Source organism: Xanthomonas sp. NCPPB 1826 (assembly GCF_056725285.1).
In genome coordinates, this window is the sequence record NZ_CM161521.1 from 4,414,719 (window position 1) to 4,437,838 (window position 23,120).

The window sequence follows — 23,120 nt, forward strand, 5'->3', positions numbered from 1 at the left end:
GCTTGTATGACCTTGGAGGCTCCTCGGGAGCTGAAGCCAACGTGTGTTCAATTGCTTCGCGAATAGCAGCGCCCAGAGTCTTCCGGCGCCCTTCGCAGTAGGCGACCCATTGTGCTTTCAGCTGGGCTTAGATGCACATTGATGCCTCTACCGAAGGTCTCCACAGGTTTCTCCAATTGATCCGCGATCAACGTAGGGTAGACCCTGCGACTAAACTGTGCGCACAGTTTACCGGCCTCGGGCCTATCCTGCATTGTCCATTCTTCGCTTTTTCCATCTCCTTGCTTCGCTCGCCGAATCACTTAATGCCGCATCTGATTTTCACAACTGCTGCTGCCATCACCCTTGCTATCACTGGCTATAAATTTCGTCATGACGAAATTTCTCAGCTAGCTCTTCCATACCCATGCTTGTCAGCGTTCTAAGCAAACCGCATATGAAGCCACCTAGAGCTCACCAATCAGGCCTGTGTTGTGCCCTGAAAATTTCGTCATGACGAAAAATAGAGCCACAGGCAGCAGTCATCTTGAGCCAGAGCTTTACCAGCAGCTGGCATGGCTCATTACAGGTGCGCCAGTTCGGCGCTGAATCTGTCTTGCACATGAGAGGATAAATCCAAGCTCAACATATTAGGCTGTCAGCCAAATAAAAGCCCCGCCTAAGCGGGGCCTCGTCCTTATCCACTTTGAACCTGACCACCACTAGATCGGCCCCAGTTCCTTCCCACGTTGCTTAGTACATGCTGTCGATATGAGGGATTCCATACCGTATTGCCAGCAATAAGATGATTGGTTCGCCCAGCCGTCACCATCATGCCTGATTCAAGATCGCGACGAGTGGAAACGGGATTGACTGACCGCACCACCGCGGACCCAACTCCCGATGCACCTGCAGCCAAGCCGCCCAAGGTGATCGCTGCAGATGTCATGCCCCCTGCAAGCGCGCCCCCTTTTTGGTAAGCAACATACATAAGCCAAAGCATCACCACGGTGATGATGATTAGGCGCACGCAGTCAAAAAACGGGCTTGCGTCAACGCTGTCGATATTTGTGGCGCTGACCACCGCAACGAAGATCTTCATCGCAAATGCTAGAACGGCGCTTACGAGAGCGATTTGAAGAACGGTCGTTATCACCTCGCCAAACCACCTATCAAAGAATGCCTTGGTGGTCGGCCACATAAGCAGCATGATAAAAAGAGGCCCAATACCTAGCAGCAATTCAAGCAGCGTTTTAGATGCAACAATCATTGCCCCAGCAGGGGCGGCTATTATAAGAGTTGCGGTAGCTACAATAATCGCTTCAAAATATTCACCGATCATCATTCCCATTTCGGTCGCACCTCTATCAGAGGCCCGATTCCAAAGCTCACCTGACAAATCGAGCCCTTTGCCGACAGATTGGTCAAGAACCTGATAGACGGTAGCAGGAGTGGCACCGTTGGCGCCTGAGAATGCCTGCGTTATTCCGGCTTCTAAGTCATGACCGGACGCAACGACAAAGTTCATATAAATGTCTGAGCTCAGCGCAAACGCTCCGATTAAAGCGAATTTTCCAAAAGACAGCATTAATTTAGAAAACGGCCCATCAATGCGACCCAAAGTCATCAAAATTCCAGTAATGGAATAGTAAAGTGAGCCCAAGAGGACGGCACTTAACGTGATTTTCTCAATCACCACGGGAACCGTTGACTCGACATATGCGTCCATTGCGTTAGTAATGGAATCGCCTATGAACTGAAAAATCATAGGGTCTGACATGTCATTCCCCCATTTTTACGGAGGGCAGCGGAGAGTAACCGCGACGCGAATTAGCTATTTCGTTTTCTGCCTGCTGCGCGTTAATACAGTTCGGCGCCGAGCTCCTTTCGCCTGGGTTATTCTTGCAGGCCGCCAACATCGCATTGCGTCGGTCTCTGTCTGCTTTGTACTCGGCGACAGTCCGGGTTGGCTCGTTGTTGTTGCAACCAGCAAAGAGGAAGACGAGCGAAGTCACATAGATAAACTTTTTCATAGTTACATCCTCTTAGTAGAGTGCGGGACCTGCGTGAGCGCAGCGGACACTTCCGAAGCAACGATGATTTGCCGTGTCGCAAGCCACCTCAGTGCTGCTTCCGGCATCCCGGCGCGTGTTGCATCTAGAAAACGCTGCCTGCCATTCACGAATGCAAGCGCGATGCAGGCCGCCGTCAAAACGAACGCTACAACCTCTGCTTCCCAGCTCGCGAGGTTCTTGATTCCGGGAATAGAAACTCCCAGCGTTTCATGCGCAATCCAGTAGAAGGCGACCAATGCAAAGAACATTGCTACGATATCGAGGCAAAACATATGGGCATCGCCACGTAATGCTTCATTGAAACGAGAAGACCCGAATTTCCGAATTGAAAACCAGAACCTAATAGGTAAATTTACGTATCCGATGAGTAGCAGTAATTCGATGAAGTGCTGCATAAATCCTCCTTAGAATTCGACTGGACTCAAAGGGGAATAGCCACGACGCGAGTTTAATTTCGCATTGATTTCGCGTTGTCGTTGCTGCTGAATTTTTTCCTCAGCTACCGCCATCATCTGAAACAACTGGAGTTTGGTATCCTCGTTGGCGATCATCGCTTGTTCGCTAGCGATGCGTCCTTGCAGCTCAGCGATCGCCTTTGGATCCTGTGTCTTGTTGATTTCGCCCATGAGCGAGCTGATCTGATCGAGCCGCGACTTTGCAGCTTCATATGCATCGCCAACGAACGCCTTGTCCTGCGCCGGTTTCGCGGCTGCAGCCTGGCAGGCAGTTCGCTGCGCATCGCCCACAAGACGTGCGCATGTGTCGAAGATCTTGTTAGCTTCGTAGATGGCTGCTGCCGAGCTGCTAAGGCCGCTGTAACCGCCGTTGCGCACAGAGTCGTAGACGCTTTGCCAATCCCTGGGCAAGTAGTCGCGCAATTCCGGATCGTTCATGATCTGCCCCAAACCGCGCGGGCCAGTGACTGCGTCGTATTGCTTCTGCATCTGGTTAATCTGGCTCACCATCTGGTCATACTGTGCCTTCCACTTCGCTATCGTCTCGATCTGATTTATCGTAGAAGGAACGTCGGCCACGACAGTGACCGGGACGCCGGCGTAGGCATAACCGCCGAGCATCAGTGAGCCTACGAGAAGAAATGATTTTTTGATGTGCATGATTGCCACTCCTGTTGCGTTAGGAGGGACGAGGCCGACTGTTCCGGCTGGGTCAGGAGGGGCTTAGCCTCCGCAGCTTCGCCTTTGGCGTTTAGCCCACTATGCGGCCATTCTGTTCATGGCTGTCAGGGCCTTCTTTTCAGCCCGGCACCCGGTACGCACGAAGCGTTCTTGGGGCAACTCGACCCAGGGTCTTGGAAACGTATCGTCTTTACCAGTTGCTTCGGACGATGATTAGATTTTCGCTCAAATACGGTACATCTGCCAGATCTTCCAAAGCCTGATCGACGGTGCGGAACCATAGCTGCATGCCATACCTATCGACAACTACTCGGGATTCGGCGCCGTCGTTGATACGCATTGCGTATCCCCTTTTTCGTTCGGCATGTAAGATCACCTGAATTTCCCATCTTCTTTCCAGACTGTCACAGTAGTCTTCGAGGTTATGAAACGATAAATATTTATCAGGCGTCGTGGTGCTCATTAGCTTTTACGTTTTCACCCTAAGCATTGCACCTATCTGATCCATGTACGGCTTGCTGGCCCCTGGTGACGATCGCTGAAGGCTACGAACTGGCTCAATCGCTTTCTTCTCGCTCGCGCTCTTTCTTGCCTCCGATACGGCTACTCCAGCTACTGGCTCAAATTCACCTCTCTCGTAGCGCGAAACGATGGCTCTTAGCCAACGTTCTGGGGTGGTCTTGATGCTGTTGGTCGAAAGCACTCCGGCAAGCTCGTCCAAGAGAAGCTGTGCTTCGTCAACGTCTATTCCAGCCATCAGCAGTTCCACTGCACGCCTTTGTGACGCATTTAATGAGTGCGGCCAGAAAAGTTCTCTTCCAACCGGGACGCCTGCATCTGTGTCGCCATCGTTTTTACCGTTGATGACCTTACACGCAGTAGGTTGTAGTGGTTTTTCATCAATAGTCTTAATTAAGTTGGTACTGTTCTTCTTGGTACTACTTACACTTGGTTTACCCCCCTGTGCACCAAGGCCTGACAGGCCATTGGATGAGTCGCCATGCTTTGGACGGCCATACCCAGGTTTTTGGGGGTATGGTTCAGGGTTTGATGTAGTCGTAGCGATGTGCTGCTCCGGCGTATCTGTGACAACTTGCAACCACTTTATTTTTCCTTGCGAATCACGCTCCCGCTTTTGCTGGAAGTAACCAGCAGCTTGCATTTCTCTCCGAGCGCGAAGCCACTGCTGCTCGCTCAACTTGAAGGTCTTACGTACATGCCAAATATTTAACTTGAAATCAGAACTTCTCCCAAGCATCCAGGATAGGACAACACGCGCCGTCCATCCCAATCGGCTGTCGGTCAAGATGTCATCAGGCACTGCCGAGAACGCACGACGCTTGATGCTGATAAATTCGCTCATAGCTAGACTAGCCTGCAACGCTGTCGGCAGGCACTGCTTCTCCGTCAAGTGACAATGCATCCTTGACTTGAAGCGTTCGGAAGTAGACACGCCTCCCTACACGCAACATTGTTGGCCTGAGTTTTCGAGAAACCTCATTATTCGAGTACAGCGCTACACGCATTCCATCGGGAGAACGTCCTAAAAGAGCGGCAACGTCAACCAGCTTCATAAGCGGCCCATACTTCTGCAGCAAATATTCTTCAGTTGTCATAGGAGTGCATGTACCTACGGTTGATTTCTGTAGATGCTCATCCTCATGAATTCAAATCCCTTGGTCAAACATTCACTGAAATTTCTAGAATACCAAGGTGCTATATATTGGCTTTTTTTGCAGGTACCGCCTGATCCGCTGAAAACCTAATTTCGGCTAAAAATAAGCCTGATAACAAGGGAAAACAGAAATACAACAAATCTTACTTCTGCCTGCGCACACCCTTAACGAAAGCCAAATTGACATACTTTGGTCGTGCTCCCACAAGGTGTATTTGGGAGAACACAGCGCATCTTGAGCAAAGTTATCAAGCGGTAGACGATATCTCCCTATCCACTTATCAGTTGGGCAACCCCTCTTCCGAGTCGGTCCAACTTTGATACAAGATCCTCAGCCCGTAGGTGGGTGTATCGCCGCAACATTTGCATGGATTTGTGACCACTGATCGCAGCAACTTCCTGGTCTGAAAGGCCTGCTTCAACAAGTCGACTGATTGCCTCATGCCGTAGATCATGAAAATGTAGGTCCGCCATTCCGGCGTCGCGCTTGAGCTTCATCCAAGCTGGATTGAATTGGTAAGAGCGACGTTTACCGTCTCGCCCAGGCTCGCCATAGAACAGCAGATCGGTGTCGATAGGACGTACAGGGTTAGCCAAGGCAACTCGCAAGACTTGTACAGCCTCCTGGGTCAACGGGACAGTCCGAGAGCTGCCGTTCTTTGTCTGCTGAAGACGGGCCACGCGGCGCACCAAGTCAACCTGGCTGCGGCGCAAGCCCACCAGTTCGGAAGCGCGCATTCCCGTTTCCAAGGCCAAGCGTACGATCCAACCGAGCATCGGATTTGAGTGGCCATCTACTGCGCGAAGCAGGCGCTGCTCCTCGTGCGGAATCAAGCGGCGATCTCGCCCAGGGCCAGGTGGCGGGCGCCGAATGCCTAGCACCGGGCTGTGGATGAGCCCTAGGCCCCACTCCTTCAATGCCACCGTAAACATGTGCCCAAGCAACGCGAGTTCCAAGCGCACTGTGTTGTTACTGCGCGGCCGGCGTTGACCCTGCGCATCCAGGTCTCCGGCCAAGCGCTCGTCGCGGAAGCGAGCAACGATCTCTGCGGTCACCGCCGCCAATGAATAACGGCCAAGATGGTTGATCAGAACTTCGGCACGGCGCACTTCACTGATCTGCGTGACAGGCCGCTTGCCTGGCGTGACTTCGGCCAGGTATCGCCGCATCGCAGCTTCAACGGTAGTGCGCTCGGAGCCGGCGCGGCGGATGTACACACCGCGCACCATCTCATCCTCGGTGCGCCTAGCCCAGTCCTCGGCATCACGCTTGGTGCGGAATGTCTTGATCGCAGGAGGCCATCCAGTCTTACGGATGACGGCCTTCCAAGAACCTGCGGGGGTTTTTACGAGTGTTGCCATAGGTCTCTACTTCCCGGACTGTACCGAAAATGTACCTTTGGCCTCTCTCTTAAGGTGAGACGCGTCAGCAAATCATTGATTTTACTGGTGGGCCCACCAGGATTCGAACCTGGAACCAAAGGATTATGAGTCCTCTGCTCTAACCGTTGAGCTATAGGCCCGGCAGGGTGGGTGGCGAGATGCGGGGCATGTCGGACCGTCCAGCTGAGGCGAAAGTTTACCTGCCCGCGCACGTCGCTGTCTGCTGACATCAGGCACTGATGAGGAGAAGCGCCCGCACCCACACGTGGCCGCACATGCCCACACAAAAAAGCCCGGCGCGAGCCGGGCTTCTAAATTTGTATGCGATGACCGCGCCTTGCGCACCATTCGCGGTAGGTGATCCGGTGCCACAAGCACCCCAGCAATCAGCGCCTCAGCAATCCCGAATCCCCACTCCCCAATCCCGGCTACTAAGCCACCTCAAGCTGCGCATCGACCAATTGCCGGCCTGCGCGGAATCCCTGCGCGATGGCTTCCTGGTAGGTCTCCCATCCTTGTTCCCGGCCACCGATGCGTGGCTGGCGTTTGCCGCCCAGTGCATACACGTCGACCCACAGTGTCCACCTGGCGCCCGGGGACGCCTGCTCGGTGCGTACGCGAATCTCGTGCTCGCGGTATGTGGTGGTTTCAAAGCGGCTTTGCCTGCTCATACGACGGCCTCGTTCCATTCGTCCATCAACTTAGAAGCCACGGCTAGAACGTCACGTGAGTCAGGCAGAAACACCGGCTTCATGTTGCGCCGCTGTCTGGCTTCGTCGCCGGGGCGTGAATGTCGCCTGCGCCATCCCCCGGCGCGTCCGTGCTTCGGCGACGTCCACCCGGGCAAGCATAGCTCGCGACATGCCCCACAACGCAACAGCCCCGCATGTGCGGGGCTGTTGTGTGATCACTGCACCGATACGGCTACCGGATCAGTCGATGTCCAGGAACGAGCGCAGCTGTTCCGAACGGCTCGGGTGACGCAGTTTGCGCAACGCCTTGGCCTCTATCTGACGAATCCGCTCGCGGGTGACGTCGAACTGCTTGCCCACTTCTTCCAGCGTGTGATCGGTATTCATGTCGATACCGAAGCGCATCCGCAGCACCTTGGCCTCGCGCGGGGTCAGCCCTGCCAACACGTCCCGCACCGTCTCGGAAAGATTGATGTTGGTGGTGTTGTCGATCGGGGACTCCACGTTGGTGTCCTCGATGAAGTCGCCCAGATGCGAATCCTCGTCGTCGCCGATCGGGGTTTCCATCGAGATCGGCTCCTTGGCGATCTTCATCACCTTGCGGATCTTGTCCTCGGGCATGTCCATTTCCTTGGCCAGCTCCTCCGGCGTGGCCTCGCGGCCGAACTGCTGGAGCATCTGGCGGGAAATGCGGTTCAACTTGTTGATCGTTTCGATCATGTGCACCGGAATACGGATGGTGCGCGCCTGATCGGCGATCGAACGGGTGATGGCCTGGCGGATCCACCACGTTGCATACGTCGAGAACTTGTAACCGCGGCGGTATTCGAACTTGTCCACGGCCTTCATCAGGCCGATGTTGCCTTCCTGGATCAGGTCGAGGAACTGCAGGCCGCGGTTGGTGTACTTCTTGGCGATGGAGATGACCAGGCGCAGGTTGGCCTCGACCATTTCCTTCTTGGCCTTGCGTGCCTTGGCTTCGCCATAGGCCATCGCGCGGCTGATCTCCTTGATCTCGCCCAGGGTCAGGTAGTTGGCCTTCTCCATCTCGATCGAGCCCTGCTGCTCGGAGACGATCTGGTCCTTGACGTCGCGCAGCGCCGACGACCACTTCTGCTTGCGCTTGAGTGCGTCTTCCACCCATTCCAGGTTGGTCTGGTTGCCTTCCCAGGAGCGGATGAAATCCTTGCGCGGCATGCGTGCCACGGTGGTGGCCAGGTGCAGCACCTTACGCTCGTGATCCTTGATGCCGTTGACCACGCCACGCAGCTGGGTGACCAGCGCATCGGTCAGCGGCAGCGGCAGCTTGAGCGTGGTGAAGATGGCAGCCATGTCCTCGCGCGCCTTGACCACCAGCTTGTGCTCGGCGCCGTTCTTGGCATAGATCTTCTTGAACTTGGCGTATTCGTTGGCCAGGTTCTCCATACGCGTGGCCACTTCCACCGGGTCCGGACCGGTCGGGCCGGCCTCTTCCTCGGCAGCGTCGTCATCGCCGTCTTCGTCGTCGTCTTCATCGACCGCGTCTTCGTCGACGGCAACCGGGCCGGCGGCAGCCAGCGCAGCAGCGGCGGCGTCGGCTTCTTCGATCAGGTCATTGAAACCGACCACGATCTCGGCCAGACGCTTCTTGCCTTCCTTGTGCGCTTCGTAATCGGCCAGCAGCATTTCGGTCGACAGCGGGAACACACCCAGCGCTGCCTGGACCTGGCTCAGGCCTTCTTCAATACGCTTGGCGATGGCGATTTCGCCTTCGCGGGTCAGCAGCTCGACCGTGCCCATTTCGCGCATGTACATGCGCACTGGGTCGGTGGTGCGGCCACCTTCGGTGTCGAGCGCGGTCAGCGCGGCGGCAGCTTCTTCGGCTGCGGTGTCGTCAACCTCGCGGTTGCCGGTGTTGCCATCGTTGAGCAACAGGGTTTCAGCATCGGGCGCAACTTCATGGACATCGATGCCCATGCCGTTGATCATGCTGATGATGTCTTCGATCTGCTCCGGGTCGACCAGGTCGTCGGGCAGGTGGTCATTGACTTCGGCGTAGGTCAGATAGCCCTGTTCCAGGCCCTTGCTGATCAGTAGCTTGATGTCGGATTGCTGGGCAGGACGTTCGTTGGCCATGAGTGCTCGCGCCACCGGCTTTGAGATTGGAAAGAGAACCTAGCATTATACCAGCGTGAAGCCCGGTCTGCCGGATTCAAGACAGGACCGCTGGTGGACGTGGGTTTCTAGGGTCTGAGAAGGAAGGTCACCGGGCCATCGTTGACCAGGTCGACAACCATATGGGCACCAAAGCGCCCGGTTTCCACCCCGCCGCGATGTTTTTGCCGGCAGATCGCCACCAATTGATTGAACGCCCGTTCAGCCTCCAACGGTGGCGCCGCCGTGCTGAAGCCGGGGCGATTGCCGGAACTGGTGTCTGCGGCCAGGGTGAATTGGCTGACCAGCAGCAGGCCGCCGCCGGTGTCGGTGAGTGAGCGGTTCATCTTGCCGGCGTCGTCGGCGAACACGCGGTAGCCGAGCAGGCGTTCGGCCAGGCGCCGGATCTGCGCGTCGCTGTCGCCGGGCTCGACCCCGACCAGGGCCAGCAGCCCGGGACCGATCTGCCCGACGGTCTGCGCATCGACCGTGACTGCGGCGCGGGTGACACGTTGGATCAGCGCAAGCATGGGCACTCTCCGGCAGCAAACTGTGCCGCGCAGCATGCCCAGCACGGTTGGCACTGTCACGCGCGGGTCATCGCCGGCCGCGCTGTTTAGAATTGCGCGGATGAAACCCGATGTTCGCGCTCGCCTGCTTTACGCCACCGCCGCCACCGTGGGCCGCCTGCCGTGGCCGCTGCTCAAACGTGTGGCCGACGCGCTGGCCTGGAGCTGGCGCAAGCTCAATGCGCGCGAGGCGCGCGTGGCACGCCGCAACCTGGAACTGGCGTACCCGGAACTGGATGCAGGCCAGCGCGCAAAGCTGCATGCGCAGGTGCTGCGGTCGACCGCGCGGCAGACGCTGGAAGTGCTACGCACCTGGACCCGCCCGCCGGCCGAGAACCTGGCGCGGCTGCAACGCAATGGCCAGGCGCTCTACGACGCGGCGCTGGCTTCCGGGCGTGGCGTCATCGTGGCCGCGCCGCACTTCGGCAACTGGGAGCTGCTCAACCAGTGGCTGTCCGAACGCGGGCCGATCGCCATCGTGTATCGCCCGCCGGAATCGGACGCGGTGGACGGTTTCCTGCAACTGGCACGCGGCGGCGACAACGTGCGCCAGGTGCGTGCCGAAGGCCCGGCGGTGCGGCAGTTGTTCAAGGTGCTCAAGGACGGTGGCGCGGTCGGCATCCTGCCCGACCAGCAGCCGAAAATGGGCGATGGCGTGTTTGCGCCGTTCTTCGGCACCCCCGCCCTGACCATGACCCTGGTCAACCGACTGGCCGAGCGCACCGGCGCGATCGTGCTGTATGGCTGGTGCGAACGGGCCGGTGGCGACCTGCAATTCGCGCTGCATGTGCAGCCGGCCGACCCGGCAGTGGCCGACGCCGACCCGGTGCGCGCCGCCAGCGCGCTCAACGCGGGCATCGAGCAGATCGCCCGGCGCGACCCGGCGCAATACCAGTGGACCTACAAGCGCTACACGCTGCGCCCGCCGGGCAGCGGCGAGCCCAATCCGTATGCGACCGAGCGGCATCCGCACTGACGCCGGCTGCCTGAAGACGGATCCGCCTGCGCATAGCGCGGCGTTGCCGGCGGCTCAATCGTCGTGCGGATCGGCCGGCGTGGCGAGGATGCGCTGATAGAACGCCAGGTCCAGCCAACGGCCGAACTTGAAACCGGCCTCGCGCACGGTGCCGGCATGGGTGAAGCCGAACTGTTCGTGCAGGGCAATGCTGGCCTGATTGCTGGCATCGATGCCGCCGACCAGCACATGCACGCCGCGTTGTTCCGCCGCCGCGATCACGCCCTGCAACAGCAGGCGTCCGAGCCCCTTGCCGCGATGGTCGCGGTGCACGTAGATCGAATGCTCCACGCTGTACTTGAACGCCGGCCAGGCGCGGAAGGTGCCATAGCTGGCGAACCCCATCAGGCTGCCATCGGCAGCTTCCACCCCGATCACCGGAAAGCCGCCCGCGCGCTTGGTCGCAAACCAGCCGACCATGCTCTCCGGTGGCCGCGGCTTGTAGTCGTACAACGCGGTCGAGTTGGCGATGGCGTCGTTGAAGATCTCCAGGATGGCGCTGGCGTGGCGGTCTTCGCTGCAGTCGATGAGAGACATGGGGTCCGGTGCGGGCAGAGGGTCTTGCGATTAAAAGGCATTGCCGGGCGATGAACAACGCAGCCGGCATGCAACCAATCCACGCCTGCCGCGCAACTCAAACGGCGGCCGCTGGATGCAGCGTTCCACCCGGCCGTGGCGACTGGCGCTTGCGAACCACGCGACAATGGCCGCACGCGGCAGGCAACGGCCGCGGCGGCGTCCGCCTTGAAGCGGCCGTGGCAATCCCCATCTGGAGTCGTGCATGAGCAGCCCCGTCCCCTCCCCCAGCGCACAGGCCTTCGGTGATCCGGCGGCGATCCGTTGCGAGCGCGCCGCCTCCGAACTGCGCGCCGGCCGCCCGGTGCTGCTGACGGCGGCCAACGGGCAGGCGCGCGCGGTGCTGGCGCTGGACAGCAGCACCGCGCAGTCGTACGCGGCCTTCGCGCGTGCGGCGCAGGGGCGGCACTATCTGTTCGTCACCCCGACCCGTGCCCAGGTGCTGGGCCTGAGCGCGCCGCAGGGCGCACGCGTGGCGCTGGTCGAACACGACTACGACCAGCTCGCTGCCCTGGCCTACCTGCGCGACACCCCGGTAACGACGCAGTGGACCCCGGGCGATGCGCTGGATGCCGGCGCGGTGGAAATTGCGCGGCTGGGCCTGCTGCTACCGGCGATGCTGGCCGTGGAGCTGCACGACGCGGATGACCACGCCGCCTTTGCCGGTTGCCAGTCGCTGGCACTGGACGATCTGGGCAGCGGCTGCGCCAAATCCGCCGCGGCCGGCTACGAGTTGGTCACCCGCACGCCGGTGCCGTTGCGCGGGCTGGGGATGAGCGAGTTCGTGGTGTTTCGCGGCGGGGTGGCGCAGCGCGACCAGGTGGCGATCGTGGTCGGCCAGCCCGACCTGTCGGCCGCAGTGCCGGTGCGCGTGCATTCCTCCTGCCTGACCGGCGATCTGTTCGGTTCGCTCAAATGCGATTGCGGCGACCAGCTGCGGCATGGCCTGGCCAAGCTGAAGGAACTCGGCGGCGGCGTGCTGCTGTATCTGGACCAGGAAGGCCGCGGCACCGGCATCGCCGCCAAGATGCGCGCGTACGGTTACCAGCATGCCGGCCTGGACACCATCGATGCCGATGCGCAGCTGGGCTTTGGCCCGGACGAGCGCCGCTACGGCAGTGCGGTGGCGATGCTGCGCGGCCTGGGCATCGGCCGGATCCGGCTGCTGACCAACAATCCCGCCAAGGCCGAGCGCCTGCGTGCGGCCGGCATCGCGGTCGAAGACCGCATCCCGGTGACCGGCGACATCACTCCGGAGAACGAGCAGTACCTGCGCACCAAGGCCGCGCGTGCCGGGCATGCGCTGGATGTGGATGCGCTGATCCTGGCCGCGCAGTAAGCACCGCCTGCGCCGGATGCGCCCGCCCGCGGCGCCCGGCTATGCTTGCGCACCGCTCCTGCAGGCCAGCCTTGTGCACGACGCTCCACCGCCGCACCCCGAGGTCATCGTCGCTGCCGCGCCGGCACAGGTTCCGGCAGTGGACCACACCCAGTGGCAACCGCTACCGCAACGCGGTGCGTATGTGGCCGGCGTCAACGGCGCGCTGGGCGGCGGATGTGCCGGGCTGATCGCGGCCGGCGTGACCGTCACCGTGCTGCACGCCTGGCATGACTGGCCGGTGGTGCTGGGCGTGACCGTGGTGGCCGCGCTGCTGGGTGCGTGGTTCGCGGTCAAACGGCATCGGCTCACCCACTGGAAACTCGACCAGCACGGCTTGGCGCTGCAACGCGGCCATCTGTGGCAGAGCGACACGCGCATCCCAATTTCGCGCGTGCAGCACGTGGACCTGCGCCGCGGCCCGATCGAACGCGCCACCCGGCTGACCACGCTGGTGGTGCATACCGCCGGCAGCCGGCTCAACGCGGTGGCCTTGTCCGGCCTGGATCAGGGCGATGCCGAACGCCTGCGCGACCGCCTCGCCCGCCAGCTCGATCACGACGACGACGCGCTGTGAGCGCCATCGAACACCGCGGCCAGGACGAGCAGCGCCTGCATCCGCTGTCGTGGGTGTTCGTGTTGTTGCAGCAGATCCGCCAGTTCCTGATTCCGCTGGCGGCCTTGGTGCTGTTCGGCAGCCGCGATGGCAGCCGCGACTCGGCCGACCACATCGCCACCGGCGTGGTGATGGCAGTGCTGGTGGCAATCTCGGTGCTGCGCTATTTCACCTATCGCTACCGCATCGGCACTGATGGGGTGGCGATCCGCAGCGGGCTGCTGGAACGCAGCCGGCGCGATATCCCGTTCGCGCGCATCCACAACGTGGTGGTGCATCAATCGTTGCTGCACCGGCTGGCCGGCGTGGCCGAGGTGCGCCTGGAATCGGCCGGCGGCCACAAGCCCGAAGCGGAAATGCGCGTGCTGCGGCTGGACCAGGCACTGGCGCTGGAAGACCTGATCCGTCGCCGCACGCATGACGCCGATGCCAGCACGCCGCAGATCGAGGCCGACAGCAACACGCTACTGCGTTTGCCGCTGGGCGAAGTGATCCGGCTGGGGCTGATCTCCAATCGCGGCATGGTGGTGGTGGCTGCCAGCTTCGGCGTGATCTACCAGATGATTCCGCGCCGCACGGTGTCCAACTTCGTCGAACACAATGGCGAGCTGGCCTACCGCTACGTCAGCCAGATCCATCCGGGGGCGGCAGTGACCGCCGCGTTGGTGGTGCTCGGCGCCCTGGCCGTATTGGTCGCAATGCGCGCGCTATCGGTGGCGCTGGCGGTGGCGCAGTACCACGGCTTTCATCTCAGCCAATCCGAGCGCCGCCTCACCGTGGAGCGCGGCCTGCTGACGCGCATCCGCAGCAGCGTGGCGCTGCGGCGCATCCAGTCGTGGACGCTGTACGAAGGCCGCCTGCATCGCCTGTTCGGCCGTCGCCAGTTGCGGGTGGAGACTGCAGTAGCCGGCAGCGCCGACCGCGAAGGCAGCGCATTGAAGGAGCTGGCGCCGATTGCCGACCCGCAGCGCTGCGATGCCTTGTTGCAGCGCCTGCTGCCGGGGATTGCCTGGCCGCCGGCACAGTGGCAGGCGATCGCCACCCATTGCTGGTGGCGCTTGAGTCTGCCCACGCTGCTGTTGCTGCTGCCGCTGGTGATCGGCCTGGCCTGGCAGTTCGGCAACCAGGCGGCGTGGTTGCTGATGTGGTTGCCGTGGAGTGCGTTCAAGGCGCATCGCCAGGTGCACCGCATGGGCTACGCGGTGGATGCGCGGTTTGTCGCCGTGCGCGGTGGCTGGTGGAAACGCTGGTGGCGGCTGGCCGAGCTGGACAAGCTGCAGGCGCTGCAACTGCAACGCTCGCCGCTGGACCGTCTGTCCGGCACCGCAACGCTGTGGCTGGACACTGCCGGCGCCAGCGCGGCCGGCCCGGGGTTGCGGCTGCGCTTCGTGCCGTTGGCGCAGGCGCAGGCACTGCAGGCGCAGCTGAGTGCCGCGTTGGCGCGGCGCAAGCTGCGTTGGTGATTGGGAATCGGGATTGGGAATCGGGATTGGGAATCGGGATTGGGGAATCGGGATTCGGGATTGGGTGAAGTGCTGATTGGCAGCGGTATCTCGTCGATGCGCAACTCGCAGTGATCAGCGTTGTGCCGGGCCCCAGTATCCGAGTTCGCGGCGGATCTGCAGGCCTCGCCACACTGCGCCCAGCGGCTTGCGCCGCAGCGTGCCGAGCTTGCCGGCGATGAAGTCCTCGGTCGCTGCCATCACCCGCTCCGACGACCGCCCGTCGCGGTACGGGTGGATCGCGTCGGCATAATTGGCGAGCGCATTACGCAGCGACGCATCCGGCGCCAGCGCGCGCGCCAGCTGCTGCGGCAATTGCCCGGGCTGCTGAAAGTCCAGCATATGCGGCTGCGGCACGCGGTTGCGGAAGGTCACCACCGGTTTGTGCTGCACCACGAACTCGGACACGATCGACGAGGTATCCGACACCAGCACATCGGCCGCACGCTGCGCAGCCATCACTTCTTCGGGTTCGACGAAGCGGGCATGCGGCCCGGCCAGCGCGCGATAGCGATCGAACAGCTCCGGCGCGCACTTCGGATGCAGCGTCAGCAGCCAGTAATGCGCTCCGCGTGCGATATCGGCGGCGATCTCGTCGTAGAGCGCGGGCGCAGCGCTCAAGCGCTCGGTAAACGTGGAGCCGAACAGGATCACCGGCCGCCCGTTGGCGGGCGCGCGCAGTGCAGCGCTGCGGCCGCCATCGTCGCGGAACACCGGGTCGAGCTTGGGCCAGCCGGTTTCGACCACGGCGAAATGCCCTTCGCGCTCGGCGAGTGCGCGAAACGGCGCCGTGGTGGCCGGGCCTTGCGTGCAATACAGATCGAACAGCCCGCGCACGCGGAAATGCCCGCGGTTGTCTTCGCGTTTCTGCACATTGAAGCCATGGAACAGCTGCACCTTGGCGCCTGCAATGAACGGTGGCACCCAGTTGGCCGCGCTGAACACCGCACGCGGGCGCAACGCCAGCGCCTCGCGCAGGCCGACCTCGCGCACCTCCGGCAACACCAGCCCACGTGCACCGCCCTCGAACCACGCCGACACGGCGTGCCCGCGGGCCTGTAATGCCTGCGCCAATGGCGCCAGAATAGGCAACGCGTAACGTTCCGTTGCGAACAGCAGGTATTGAGCCATCACATGTCCTCTTCGACCGCACCCGACGAACGGCCGCGCATCAGCGCCTGCATTATCGCGTTCAACGAGGCCGATCGCCTACGTGACTGCCTGCGCTCGCTGGCGTTCTGCGACGAGATCGTGGTGGTGGACTCCGGCTCCACCGACGCCACCGTGACGCTGGCCACCGCACACGGCGCACGCGTCCTGCAGCGCGCCTTCGATGGCTACCGCAGCCAGAAGGCGTTCTGCGTTGCGCAGGCCAGCCACGACTGGGTGCTGTGCCTGGATGCCGACGAACGCGTCAGCGATGCCTTGCGGGCGTCGATCATTGCCGCGCGCGATGGCGGGTTTGCCAATGCGGCCGGCTATCGCTTCGCACGGCTGTCGGATTATTTCGGCCGGTTCCTGCGCCATGGCAATGCCTATCCGGATCGGGTGCTGCGCTTGTTCGATCGACGCCGCGGCGGCTGGCGCGGCAAGCGCGAGATCCACGAGGCGGCCAGTGTCGACGGTGCAGTGGTGACCCTGGCGGGCGATCTGATCCACTACCCGTACCGCTCACTGGCGCAGCAACTGGCCAAGACCCAGCGCTACGCGCAGATGATGGCCGAGCACGAATATGCGCGCGGCAAACGCGCGACCTGGAGCAAGCTGGTGCTGGCGCCGGCCTGGCGCTTCTGGCGCGGCTACCTGCTGCGCGGCGGGTTTCGCGATGGCTGGCACGGGTTGATCTATGCCTACGTGCGCGCCAACTACGTGCGCCAGAAGACCATCATGCTGTGGCTGCTGCAGCACAACCAGCCAGTGCAGGACCCGCCGCGTGCGGACGAGCGGCGCGGCGACTGAGAGCGGTCAGCAACACGACTGCGCTCGCCGCTACGTCGGCGCAAGACGCGCTCGAAGCCGGCAGTCCACCACGTCAATTCCGGTGACGAGCGAATAACCCATCGCCACCGCAAGCCCGCTCGCTAGACCTTGTCAGCCGCTCGAGCCGATGACTCCTGCGCCTGACGCGCTGCCAGCCCGACCAGCACACCGACCATCGCCGTGTAGAAGCTGGCCGACACCTGGTGCGCAAACATCGACTGGGTCAGCCCGCACAGCGCATAGCTCACCACGATCATCACCCCGGCCGCGGCCGGTCCGCGGAACTGGCGCTGGCCGCTGCGGCGGTGCAGCCGCACGAAGATCCACAACGGCACCCCGTAGACCGCAAACAGCAGCAACAGGCCCGGCACGCCCTGGGTGGCGCCCCACTCGGCCAGATCGTTGTGCGCATGGCCTAGATGACAGCGCAGCAGCCAGGTGTCGCCGGCGCATACCGGCAGCTCGCGCATCGCATCGTCAAAGCGCCCGACGCCGATGCCGGTGAGCGGATGCGCGCGCAAGGTGTCCCAGGCCACATGCAGGCGCTCGATCCGGGCACCGGCGGACGAGTCGCTGTCGCCGACCTCATAGCGCTGCAGGTCGCTCTGCAATTCGCCCAGGCGCATCTGCTGGGTCAACGCCGGCACGCTGAGCACCACGCCCACCGCCAGCACCGCACTGCCGACGAAAGTCAGCAAGCGCATGCGTGCGCTCTGCCAGGGTGCACCCCAGATCAGCACGCCCAAGGTCACCAGCAACGACAACCACACCCCGCGGCTACCGCTGAGCACGATCACCACCACCGTGGCGATGGCCGCGCCCACCAGCCAGCGCACCTTGCCAGGCGGGCGGCAGAACACCGCCACCACCAGCAGCATCAGCGCGATATCGGCAAATACAATCGCATTGGTCCAGCCTTCCGCGCGGTCGGCACCGTTCATCACCTGCAGGATGGCGATCAACATTGCCGCGAACACGCCGGCCAGCGCGCCACGCCATAGCCAGACCTGGCGCGGCTGCAGTGCGTACGCCCACAGGGCCGCCCACGGCAGCACCAGAAAGCGCGAACGGTTGTCGACATCGCGCAGCCCGTGTTCGAACAGCACGATCGACAACAGCGACATCGCGATCACCGCCGCGGCCAACCACCCCAGCGCGCGCAGCGACCAAGGGCACATGGCAACGCCTGCGCGCAGGCTGCGCCACCCCACCAGCGAGCCAAGCAACAGGCACAGCCCGAAGGGCAGCAACCCGCTCGGCATGCTGACCACCAACGCGGTCAACGCGAACACGCCCAGTTCGGCAATGCCCACACCTGCCGGTGACGCGATGGGGGCCGACGAAGAAAGCGCAGCGGGCTGGGTGGGCAAGGAATTCATTCAGACATCGGTGGCAAATGGGGTGACATCGGGCGACACGCGTCAGCGACGCCGGCCAAGCTAACGATGCCCCGCATGAATCCATGCTAGACAGCGGCCGGCGACGGCATTGACGGGCCGCCGATCGCGGCAAACACCTGCGCTGCGCCGGCTCATTCGGTGTCCAGGTTGCCCTGCTCCTGCGCTTCCACTGCCCGCTGCTCGGAGCTCGCCACGCAGCTGCCGTGCACGGCATCGGCCGGTACCAGCCACCAGCGACGACGATTGGCCACCCCCACCATCTGGCTGCGGCTGCGATCCACGCAGGCCAGCAGCGCGGTCTCCTGCGCCATCAGCCAACGTCGATCGGGACGCTCTGCCTGCCAGGCCACCGCGCGCTGCAGCTGTTGTTCCCAAGGCACCTTGAAGCCGAAGGTCTGCGCGGGGCGGTCGGCCATCAGCAGGTTCTGCTCCTTCCAGGCCACCAGCCCGAGCTGCGCGTCCGGGCCGATCCGGCGCCCGGCCTCGCGCATCACCGCGCCCGCCGAACTTGAGTCATTGAAGATCGGATAGCAGACCAGGCCGAACGCCACCCACCACGCGCCCAGCAGCGATGCTGCGGCAAGCGCGGAACGGCGCACCCGCAGCAGCAACAGGCTGGCCACGCCCCACAGACCGACCGCCAGCAGCAACCAGCCGAGCGGGTCGGTGGCCTCGCTGCCGACCCCGCGGCTGTCCATGATCTTCTGCTCGAAGCCCGGATGCCCGATCAGCATCGCCGCGCCGCCGGCAGCGAAGGCCACCGTCAGCAGCAGCACGAATCCGAACAGCAGCCGCTGCACCCCGGCGCGGCGCAGCAGGCCTGCCGCCAGCGGCGCCAGCGCCAGGCAGAACATCGGCAGCGCCGGCAGGATGTACACATCGCGCTTGCCGCTGGGAATGGTGAAGAACACCAGCACCAGCAGCCACCAGGCCAGCGGCAACAGATAGCGCGCATCGCGTCGCTTGAGCCGGCGCCACCAGGCCGGGATCGCCCAGGGCAGCACCAGGATGGTCGGCAGCCACATCGTGGCCATGCCCTTGAAGTGGTACCAGACCGGCTGCGCGTGATCCCAGGAATTGGCATAGCGCTTGGCGGTCTGGCGCAACAGGATGTCGTTGAGATAGACGCGGTACTCGGGCTGGCCGGCGGTCAGCGCGGTCACCATCATCGGCACGAACCACAGCAGGATCGCGACGAAGAAGAACAGCGGCCCCAGCCAGAAACGCCGATCGCGCACATGCACGCGCACGCCCGGCCAGCCGCGCGCCGCCGCAATGCCGGCCGGGATCAGCATCAGCAAGGCGATGACGCCGACCCCCTTGGTGATCACGCCCAGCCCGGCGGCAAACCAGCCCAGCGTCCACCAGCGCCAGGCCGGCCCCAGCAGCAGATGGCGCAGCAATCCGTAATTGGCCAGGGTGATCCAGAACACCACCAGCGGATCGATCTGCGCCTTCTTGGCCTGGAAGGTGAAGTGCAGCGTGAACAACAGCATCCACGCCGCATACGCGCCCACGCGCCGGGTCCACAGCCGCCGCCCCAGGTCGTACACGCAGGCCAGCGTGCCCAGCGCCGCCAGCAGCGACGGCAGCAGGAACGCCACCCGCCAGTTGCCCAGCAGCGTGTAGAACAGTGCCTGCAGCCACATCAGCATCGGCGGCTTGTCCGAGTACAGCTCGTTGCCGCGATGCGGGAACAGCCAGTCGCCGCTCATCACCATCTGCTTGGCGACCAGTGCAAACCGCGGCTCGTCCGACGGCCAGGGGTCGCGCAATCCCAGGCCGGCACCGATCACCAGAACGGCGGTGATGGCCAGCAGCCAGAAATCCTTGGAAGCACGAGTCTTGAGCATGACGGGCGGCAGTGGATGCGAAGGTGGAGCGCCGGGATCGGCGCGCGGTCAGGACGCTTTTAGCAAAAGCGCGTAAAAAAAACCGTCGCAGTGCTGCTCGCCGGGGAAACGCTGGCGTCCGGCACCGGCCGCATGACCGAATTGCGCGCCCAGCGGCTGCGCCTGTGCATCGGCAGTGCGTTGCAGGAATGCCTGCACCTGCGCCTGGTTCTCGCGCGCAAGCAGGGAACAGGTGGTGTAGAGCAGCTGACCGCCCGGCCGCAGCGTGCGCCAGGTGGTATCGAGCAGACGCGCCTGCAACGCGCACAAGGCGTCGATATCGTCGGCACGGCGATGCAGCAGCACGTCGGGCTGACGGCGCACCACGCCGGTGGCCGAACATGGCGCATCCAGCAACACCGCATCGAACGGCTGGCCGTCCCACCATGCGGCGGTATCGGCGGCGTCAGCGGTGTGCAAGGTCACCTGCGCGCCCGGCACGGTGCGCTGCAAGGTCTGCTGCACCCGCTCCAGCCGGCGCGCATCCACATCCAGCGCGGTGAGCTGCAGGCCAGGATGACGCTCCAGCAGATGCGCGGCCTTGCCGCCGGGCGCCGCGCAGGCATCGAGCACGCGTGCCGATGGCGCCAGCGCCAGCGCATCGGCAACCTGCTGGGCAGAGCCGTCCTGCACCGAGACATCGCCGTCGGCAAAGCCCGGCAACTGGCTCACCGGCACCGCCCCGTGCAGACGCACCGCATCCGGCAACAGCGCATCCGTGTCCGCGCCGATGCCCAGCGCGGCCAGCCGTGCGACATAGCCGGCCGGGTCGATCCGCGAGCGCTGCACGCGTAGCCACATCGGCGCCATCTGCGCGCTGGCCACGAAGATGCGTTCGGCCTGCTCGCCCCAATCGGCGCGCAGTTGCTTGCGCAGCCAGGACGGCCAGCCCGCATCGGCGGACACCGCCGGAAACCCCTCGCGCTGGGCGCGCCGCAGGATCGCGTTGACCATGCCGGCCTGCCGCGGCCGGCCCAGCGCGCGGCACGCGTCCACGGTGGCCGACAAGGCCGCATGCGCGGGCAGCTGCAGCACGTCGAGCTGGGCGAAGCCGGCCATCAGCAGCGCTTTCAGTTCCGCATCGCGCGGCGGCAACGGGCGTTCCAGCCACTGCCGCAATGCCACGTCATAGGCCGGGCGGCGGCGCAGTACCGCAAAGCAGATCGCCTCCACCAGCGCGCGGTCGCGTGGATCAGCAAGACCGGGCAAGGTCGCGGCCAGTTCGGCCTTGAGCGAGCGGCCCTGGTCGAACACCGCCGTCAGCACCCGTGCCGCGGCCAGACGCGAGCCGACGCCGGCAGTTGCGGTCTCTGCCGACATCAGCGCAGCGCCGGCAGGTCGCGGCGCGCGTTGAGGTAGTCGGCAGCGGTGATCGCCTTGCCGCCCTCGCGCTGCAGCACGCGCACCCGCAGCGCGCCCTGCCCGCAGGCGATGTCGATGCCCTGCTTGCTGGCGGCGAGCAGGGTGCCCGGCGCCTGCTGATGGGCCAGCTCCAGCGCCACTGCACCATGCAGGCGCACGCGCTCGCCGGCCAGGACCACCTCGGCCACCGGCCATGGATTGAACGCGCGTACCCGCCGCGCCAGCTCCTGCGCCGGCTGGGTCCAGTCCAGCCGCGCCTGCGTCTTGTCCAGCTTGTGCGCATAGGTCACGCCTTCGGCCGGCTGCGGCTGCGCCACCGGGCGGATGCCGGCACGCAGCAGGCCCAGCCCATCGGCCAGCACCTGCGCGCCCAGCGCGGCCAGGCGGTCGTGCAGCTGCCCGCCGGTTTCCTGCTCGCCGATGGCCAGCCGCTGCGACAACAGCACCGGGCCGGTATCCAGCCCGGCTTCCATCTGCATCAGGCAGACGCCGGTTTCGGTATCGCCGGCCTCGATCGCGCGCTGGATCGGCGCCGCGCCACGCCAGCGCGGCAACAACGAGGCATGCACGTTCCAGCAGCCATGGGTCGGCGCGGCCAGCACCGCCTTGGGCAGGATCAGGCCGTAGGCCACCACCACCATCAGATCGGCATTGAGCGCGCGCAGCGTGGCCAGCGCCTCCGGCGAGCGCAGCGTCTGCGGCTGGAAGACCGGGATGCCGCGCGCAATCGCCTCTAGCTTGACCGGCGACGGCGTCAACCCGCGGCCACGGCCGGCCGGCCGATCCGGCTGGGTGTAGACCGCCACCACTTCATGCCGCTGCGCGGCTGCGCGCAACGAGGCGACGGCAAAATCCGGCGTACCGGCGAATACGATTCTCATAAGGTGGGGATTCGGGAGTGGGGATTGGGGAGTGGCAGCGGCGGCGGCGGGGAATGGGGATTCGGGCATCGGGACTCGCAGCAGGGGGCTTGGGCAACAGCGCAATGGCTGGCCAATCCCATATCCCAGGTCCCGACGTGTCGCTCCATCCGTGTACGCGGAGCGCGCGCAGCGACTGCCTGCGCCATCGCCTCAATCACACGCGAGAGTGCCGCGCCCGGCGATTGGGATGGGGACCCACGGATCGGGCAAGCAGCCAGAAAACCCGCTTCACCAATCCTCAATCCCGACTCCCCAATCCCTGCCCTCAGGCCACGTGCTTACGCTGCTTGGCCAGTTTCTTGCGCACCATTTCGCGCTTGAGCGGCGACAGGTAATCGACGAACAACTTGCCGTCCAGATGGTCCATCTCGTGCTGGATGCACACCGCCAGCAGGCCGTCGGTGCTCAGTTCCTGCGCCTTGCCCTGGCGGTCGAGATAGCGCACGGTGATCGCATCGGCGCGGGCGACGTCTGCGTAGATGCCCGGTACCGACAGGCAGCCTTCCTGGTAGACCTGCTCGCCCTGCCTGCTCACGATCTCCGGGTTGATGAACACCTGCGGGAGCGTCTTCTCCTCGCTGACGTCGATCACCATGAAACGCTTGTGCACGTCCACCTGACTGGCGGCCAGGCCGATGCCGGGCGCCTCGTACATGGTCTGGAACATGTCGTCGAGCAGGGTCTGGAATGCCGGGCTGGTGAGCTCGGCAGCGTCGACCGGCACGGCCTTGGTGCGCAGCCGCGGATCGGGGAATTCGAGAATAGGGAGCAAAGCCATGGGATTACCCGTCTGGGAACACCGGCGCTGCGCCGGCAAGACGCTGTCATTCTAGC

The 23,120-nt window shown here is 63.4% G+C and carries 21 protein-coding genes, 1 tRNA gene and 1 pseudogene; 5 read left to right on the forward strand and 18 right to left on the reverse strand.

The window, feature by feature from the left end:
* Window positions 1-676 precede the first annotated feature (676 nt).
* From AC1PLA_RS18510 to dtd, 11 genes and pseudogenes are all read right to left on the reverse strand, one after another.
* The gene (locus AC1PLA_RS18510) at window positions 677-1,759 is read right to left on the reverse strand and encodes a TrbL/VirB6 family protein (protein WP_481105094.1); all 1,083 of its coding nucleotides are present in this window, start codon (window positions 1,757-1,759) and stop codon (window positions 677-679) included.
* Between the two features lies 1 nt (window position 1,760).
* Window positions 1,761-2,012, reverse strand: coding sequence for an EexN family lipoprotein (locus AC1PLA_RS18515; protein ID WP_481105095.1), 252 nt, complete (start codon window positions 2,010-2,012; stop codon window positions 1,761-1,763).
* A gap of 2 nt (window positions 2,013-2,014) precedes the next feature.
* The gene (locus AC1PLA_RS18520; RefSeq protein WP_481105096.1) at window positions 2,015-2,449 is read right to left on the reverse strand and encodes a hypothetical protein; all 435 of its coding nucleotides are present in this window, start codon (window positions 2,447-2,449) and stop codon (window positions 2,015-2,017) included.
* 9 nt (window positions 2,450-2,458) lie between these two features.
* A complete protein-coding gene (gene virB5 / locus AC1PLA_RS18525; RefSeq protein WP_481105097.1) occupies window positions 2,459-3,169 on the reverse strand; it encodes a P-type DNA transfer protein VirB5 in 711 nt (236 codons plus the stop codon).
* Between the two features lie 211 nt (window positions 3,170-3,380).
* The gene (locus AC1PLA_RS18530; protein ID WP_481105098.1) at window positions 3,381-3,653 is read right to left on the reverse strand and encodes a hypothetical protein; all 273 of its coding nucleotides are present in this window, start codon (window positions 3,651-3,653) and stop codon (window positions 3,381-3,383) included.
* A gap of 6 nt (window positions 3,654-3,659) precedes the next feature.
* On the reverse strand, window positions 3,660-4,553 hold the full coding sequence (locus AC1PLA_RS18535) for a hypothetical protein (protein WP_481105099.1): 894 nt from the start codon (window positions 4,551-4,553) through the stop codon (window positions 3,660-3,662).
* Window positions 4,554-5,135: 582 nt separating this feature from the next.
* Window positions 5,136-6,227 carry a site-specific integrase gene (locus AC1PLA_RS18540; RefSeq protein ID WP_481105100.1) on the reverse strand — a complete coding sequence of 364 codons (1,092 nt, stop codon included), beginning with the start codon at window positions 6,225-6,227 and terminating at the stop codon, window positions 5,136-5,138.
* An 85-nt stretch (window positions 6,228-6,312) separates the two neighbouring features.
* A tRNA-Ile gene (locus tag AC1PLA_RS18545) sits at window positions 6,313-6,388 on the reverse strand.
* A 291-nt stretch (window positions 6,389-6,679) separates the two neighbouring features.
* A pseudogene (locus tag AC1PLA_RS18550) lies at window positions 6,680-6,993 on the reverse strand (hypothetical protein).
* Window positions 6,994-7,180: 187 nt separating this feature from the next.
* On the reverse strand, window positions 7,181-9,055 hold the full coding sequence (rpoD, locus tag AC1PLA_RS18555) for an RNA polymerase sigma factor RpoD (protein WP_016902493.1): 1,875 nt from the start codon (window positions 9,053-9,055) through the stop codon (window positions 7,181-7,183).
* A 107-nt stretch (window positions 9,056-9,162) separates the two neighbouring features.
* The gene (gene dtd, locus AC1PLA_RS18560; protein WP_046344664.1) at window positions 9,163-9,603 is read right to left on the reverse strand and encodes a D-aminoacyl-tRNA deacylase; all 441 of its coding nucleotides are present in this window, start codon (window positions 9,601-9,603) and stop codon (window positions 9,163-9,165) included.
* On the opposite strand from dtd, the gene AC1PLA_RS18565 reads away from it, so the two are divergent.
* Window positions 9,602-10,618, forward strand: coding sequence for a lauroyl acyltransferase (locus tag AC1PLA_RS18565; RefSeq protein WP_481105101.1), 1,017 nt, complete (start codon window positions 9,602-9,604; stop codon window positions 10,616-10,618). The two genes, dtd and AC1PLA_RS18565, sit on opposite strands and share 2 nt — an antisense overlap.
* A 54-nt stretch (window positions 10,619-10,672) precedes the next feature.
* Here AC1PLA_RS18565 and AC1PLA_RS18570 read toward each other — a convergent pair whose 3' ends face one another.
* The gene (locus AC1PLA_RS18570; RefSeq protein ID WP_016902496.1) at window positions 10,673-11,194 is read right to left on the reverse strand and encodes a GNAT family N-acetyltransferase; all 522 of its coding nucleotides are present in this window, start codon (window positions 11,192-11,194) and stop codon (window positions 10,673-10,675) included.
* Window positions 11,195-11,438: 244 nt separating this feature from the next.
* Here AC1PLA_RS18570 and ribA point away from each other — a divergent pair, with 244 nt between their 5' ends.
* The 3 genes from ribA to AC1PLA_RS18585 all read left to right on the forward strand — a co-directional run bounded on the left by ribA (window position 11,439) and on the right by AC1PLA_RS18585 (window position 14,690).
* Window positions 11,439-12,572, forward strand: a complete 1,134-nt coding sequence (gene ribA, locus AC1PLA_RS18575; RefSeq protein WP_481105102.1) for a GTP cyclohydrolase II RibA — start codon at window positions 11,439-11,441, stop codon at window positions 12,570-12,572.
* Window positions 12,573-12,711: 139 nt separating this feature from the next.
* Window positions 12,712-13,188, forward strand: a complete 477-nt coding sequence (locus AC1PLA_RS18580) for a PH domain-containing protein (RefSeq protein ID WP_039529659.1) — start codon at window positions 12,712-12,714, stop codon at window positions 13,186-13,188.
* Window positions 13,185-14,690, forward strand: a complete 1,506-nt coding sequence (locus tag AC1PLA_RS18585; RefSeq protein ID WP_481105103.1) for a PH domain-containing protein — start codon at window positions 13,185-13,187, stop codon at window positions 14,688-14,690. The genes AC1PLA_RS18580 and AC1PLA_RS18585 overlap by 4 nt, the downstream gene beginning before the upstream one ends.
* 114 nt (window positions 14,691-14,804) lie before the next feature.
* Here AC1PLA_RS18585 and AC1PLA_RS18590 read toward each other — a convergent pair whose 3' ends face one another.
* On the reverse strand, window positions 14,805-15,863 hold the full coding sequence (locus tag AC1PLA_RS18590) for a CDP-glycerol glycerophosphotransferase family protein (protein WP_481105104.1): 1,059 nt from the start codon (window positions 15,861-15,863) through the stop codon (window positions 14,805-14,807).
* Between AC1PLA_RS18590 and AC1PLA_RS18595 the strand changes: the two genes are divergently transcribed.
* Window positions 15,864-16,688 (forward strand): glycosyltransferase family 2 protein, encoded by an 825-nt coding sequence (locus AC1PLA_RS18595; protein WP_481105105.1) that lies wholly within the window; start codon window positions 15,864-15,866, stop codon window positions 16,686-16,688.
* Between the two features lie 122 nt (window positions 16,689-16,810).
* Here AC1PLA_RS18595 and AC1PLA_RS18600 read toward each other — a convergent pair whose 3' ends face one another.
* From AC1PLA_RS18600 to def, 5 genes are all read right to left on the reverse strand, one after another.
* Entirely contained in the window at window positions 16,811-18,088 is a 1,278-nt protein-coding gene (locus AC1PLA_RS18600) for an O-antigen ligase family protein (protein ID WP_481105106.1), read from the reverse strand.
* 152 nt (window positions 18,089-18,240) lie between these two features.
* Entirely contained in the window at window positions 18,241-19,962 is a 1,722-nt protein-coding gene (locus AC1PLA_RS18605) for an ArnT family glycosyltransferase (protein WP_481105107.1), read from the reverse strand.
* 48 nt (window positions 19,963-20,010) lie between these two features.
* Window positions 20,011-21,321 (reverse strand): 16S rRNA (cytosine(967)-C(5))-methyltransferase RsmB, encoded by a 1,311-nt coding sequence (gene rsmB / locus AC1PLA_RS18610; RefSeq protein WP_481105108.1) that lies wholly within the window; start codon window positions 21,319-21,321, stop codon window positions 20,011-20,013.
* Window positions 21,321-22,244: a methionyl-tRNA formyltransferase gene (gene fmt / locus AC1PLA_RS18615; protein ID WP_481105109.1), complete on the reverse strand. Its 924-nt coding sequence runs from the start codon at window positions 22,242-22,244 to the stop codon at window positions 21,321-21,323. Before fmt ends, rsmB begins: the two co-directional genes overlap by 1 nt.
* Window positions 22,245-22,551: 307 nt before the next feature.
* A complete protein-coding gene (gene def, locus AC1PLA_RS18620) occupies window positions 22,552-23,064 on the reverse strand; it encodes a peptide deformylase (protein WP_024938525.1) in 513 nt (170 codons plus the stop codon).
* Window positions 23,065-23,120 lie beyond the last annotated feature (56 nt).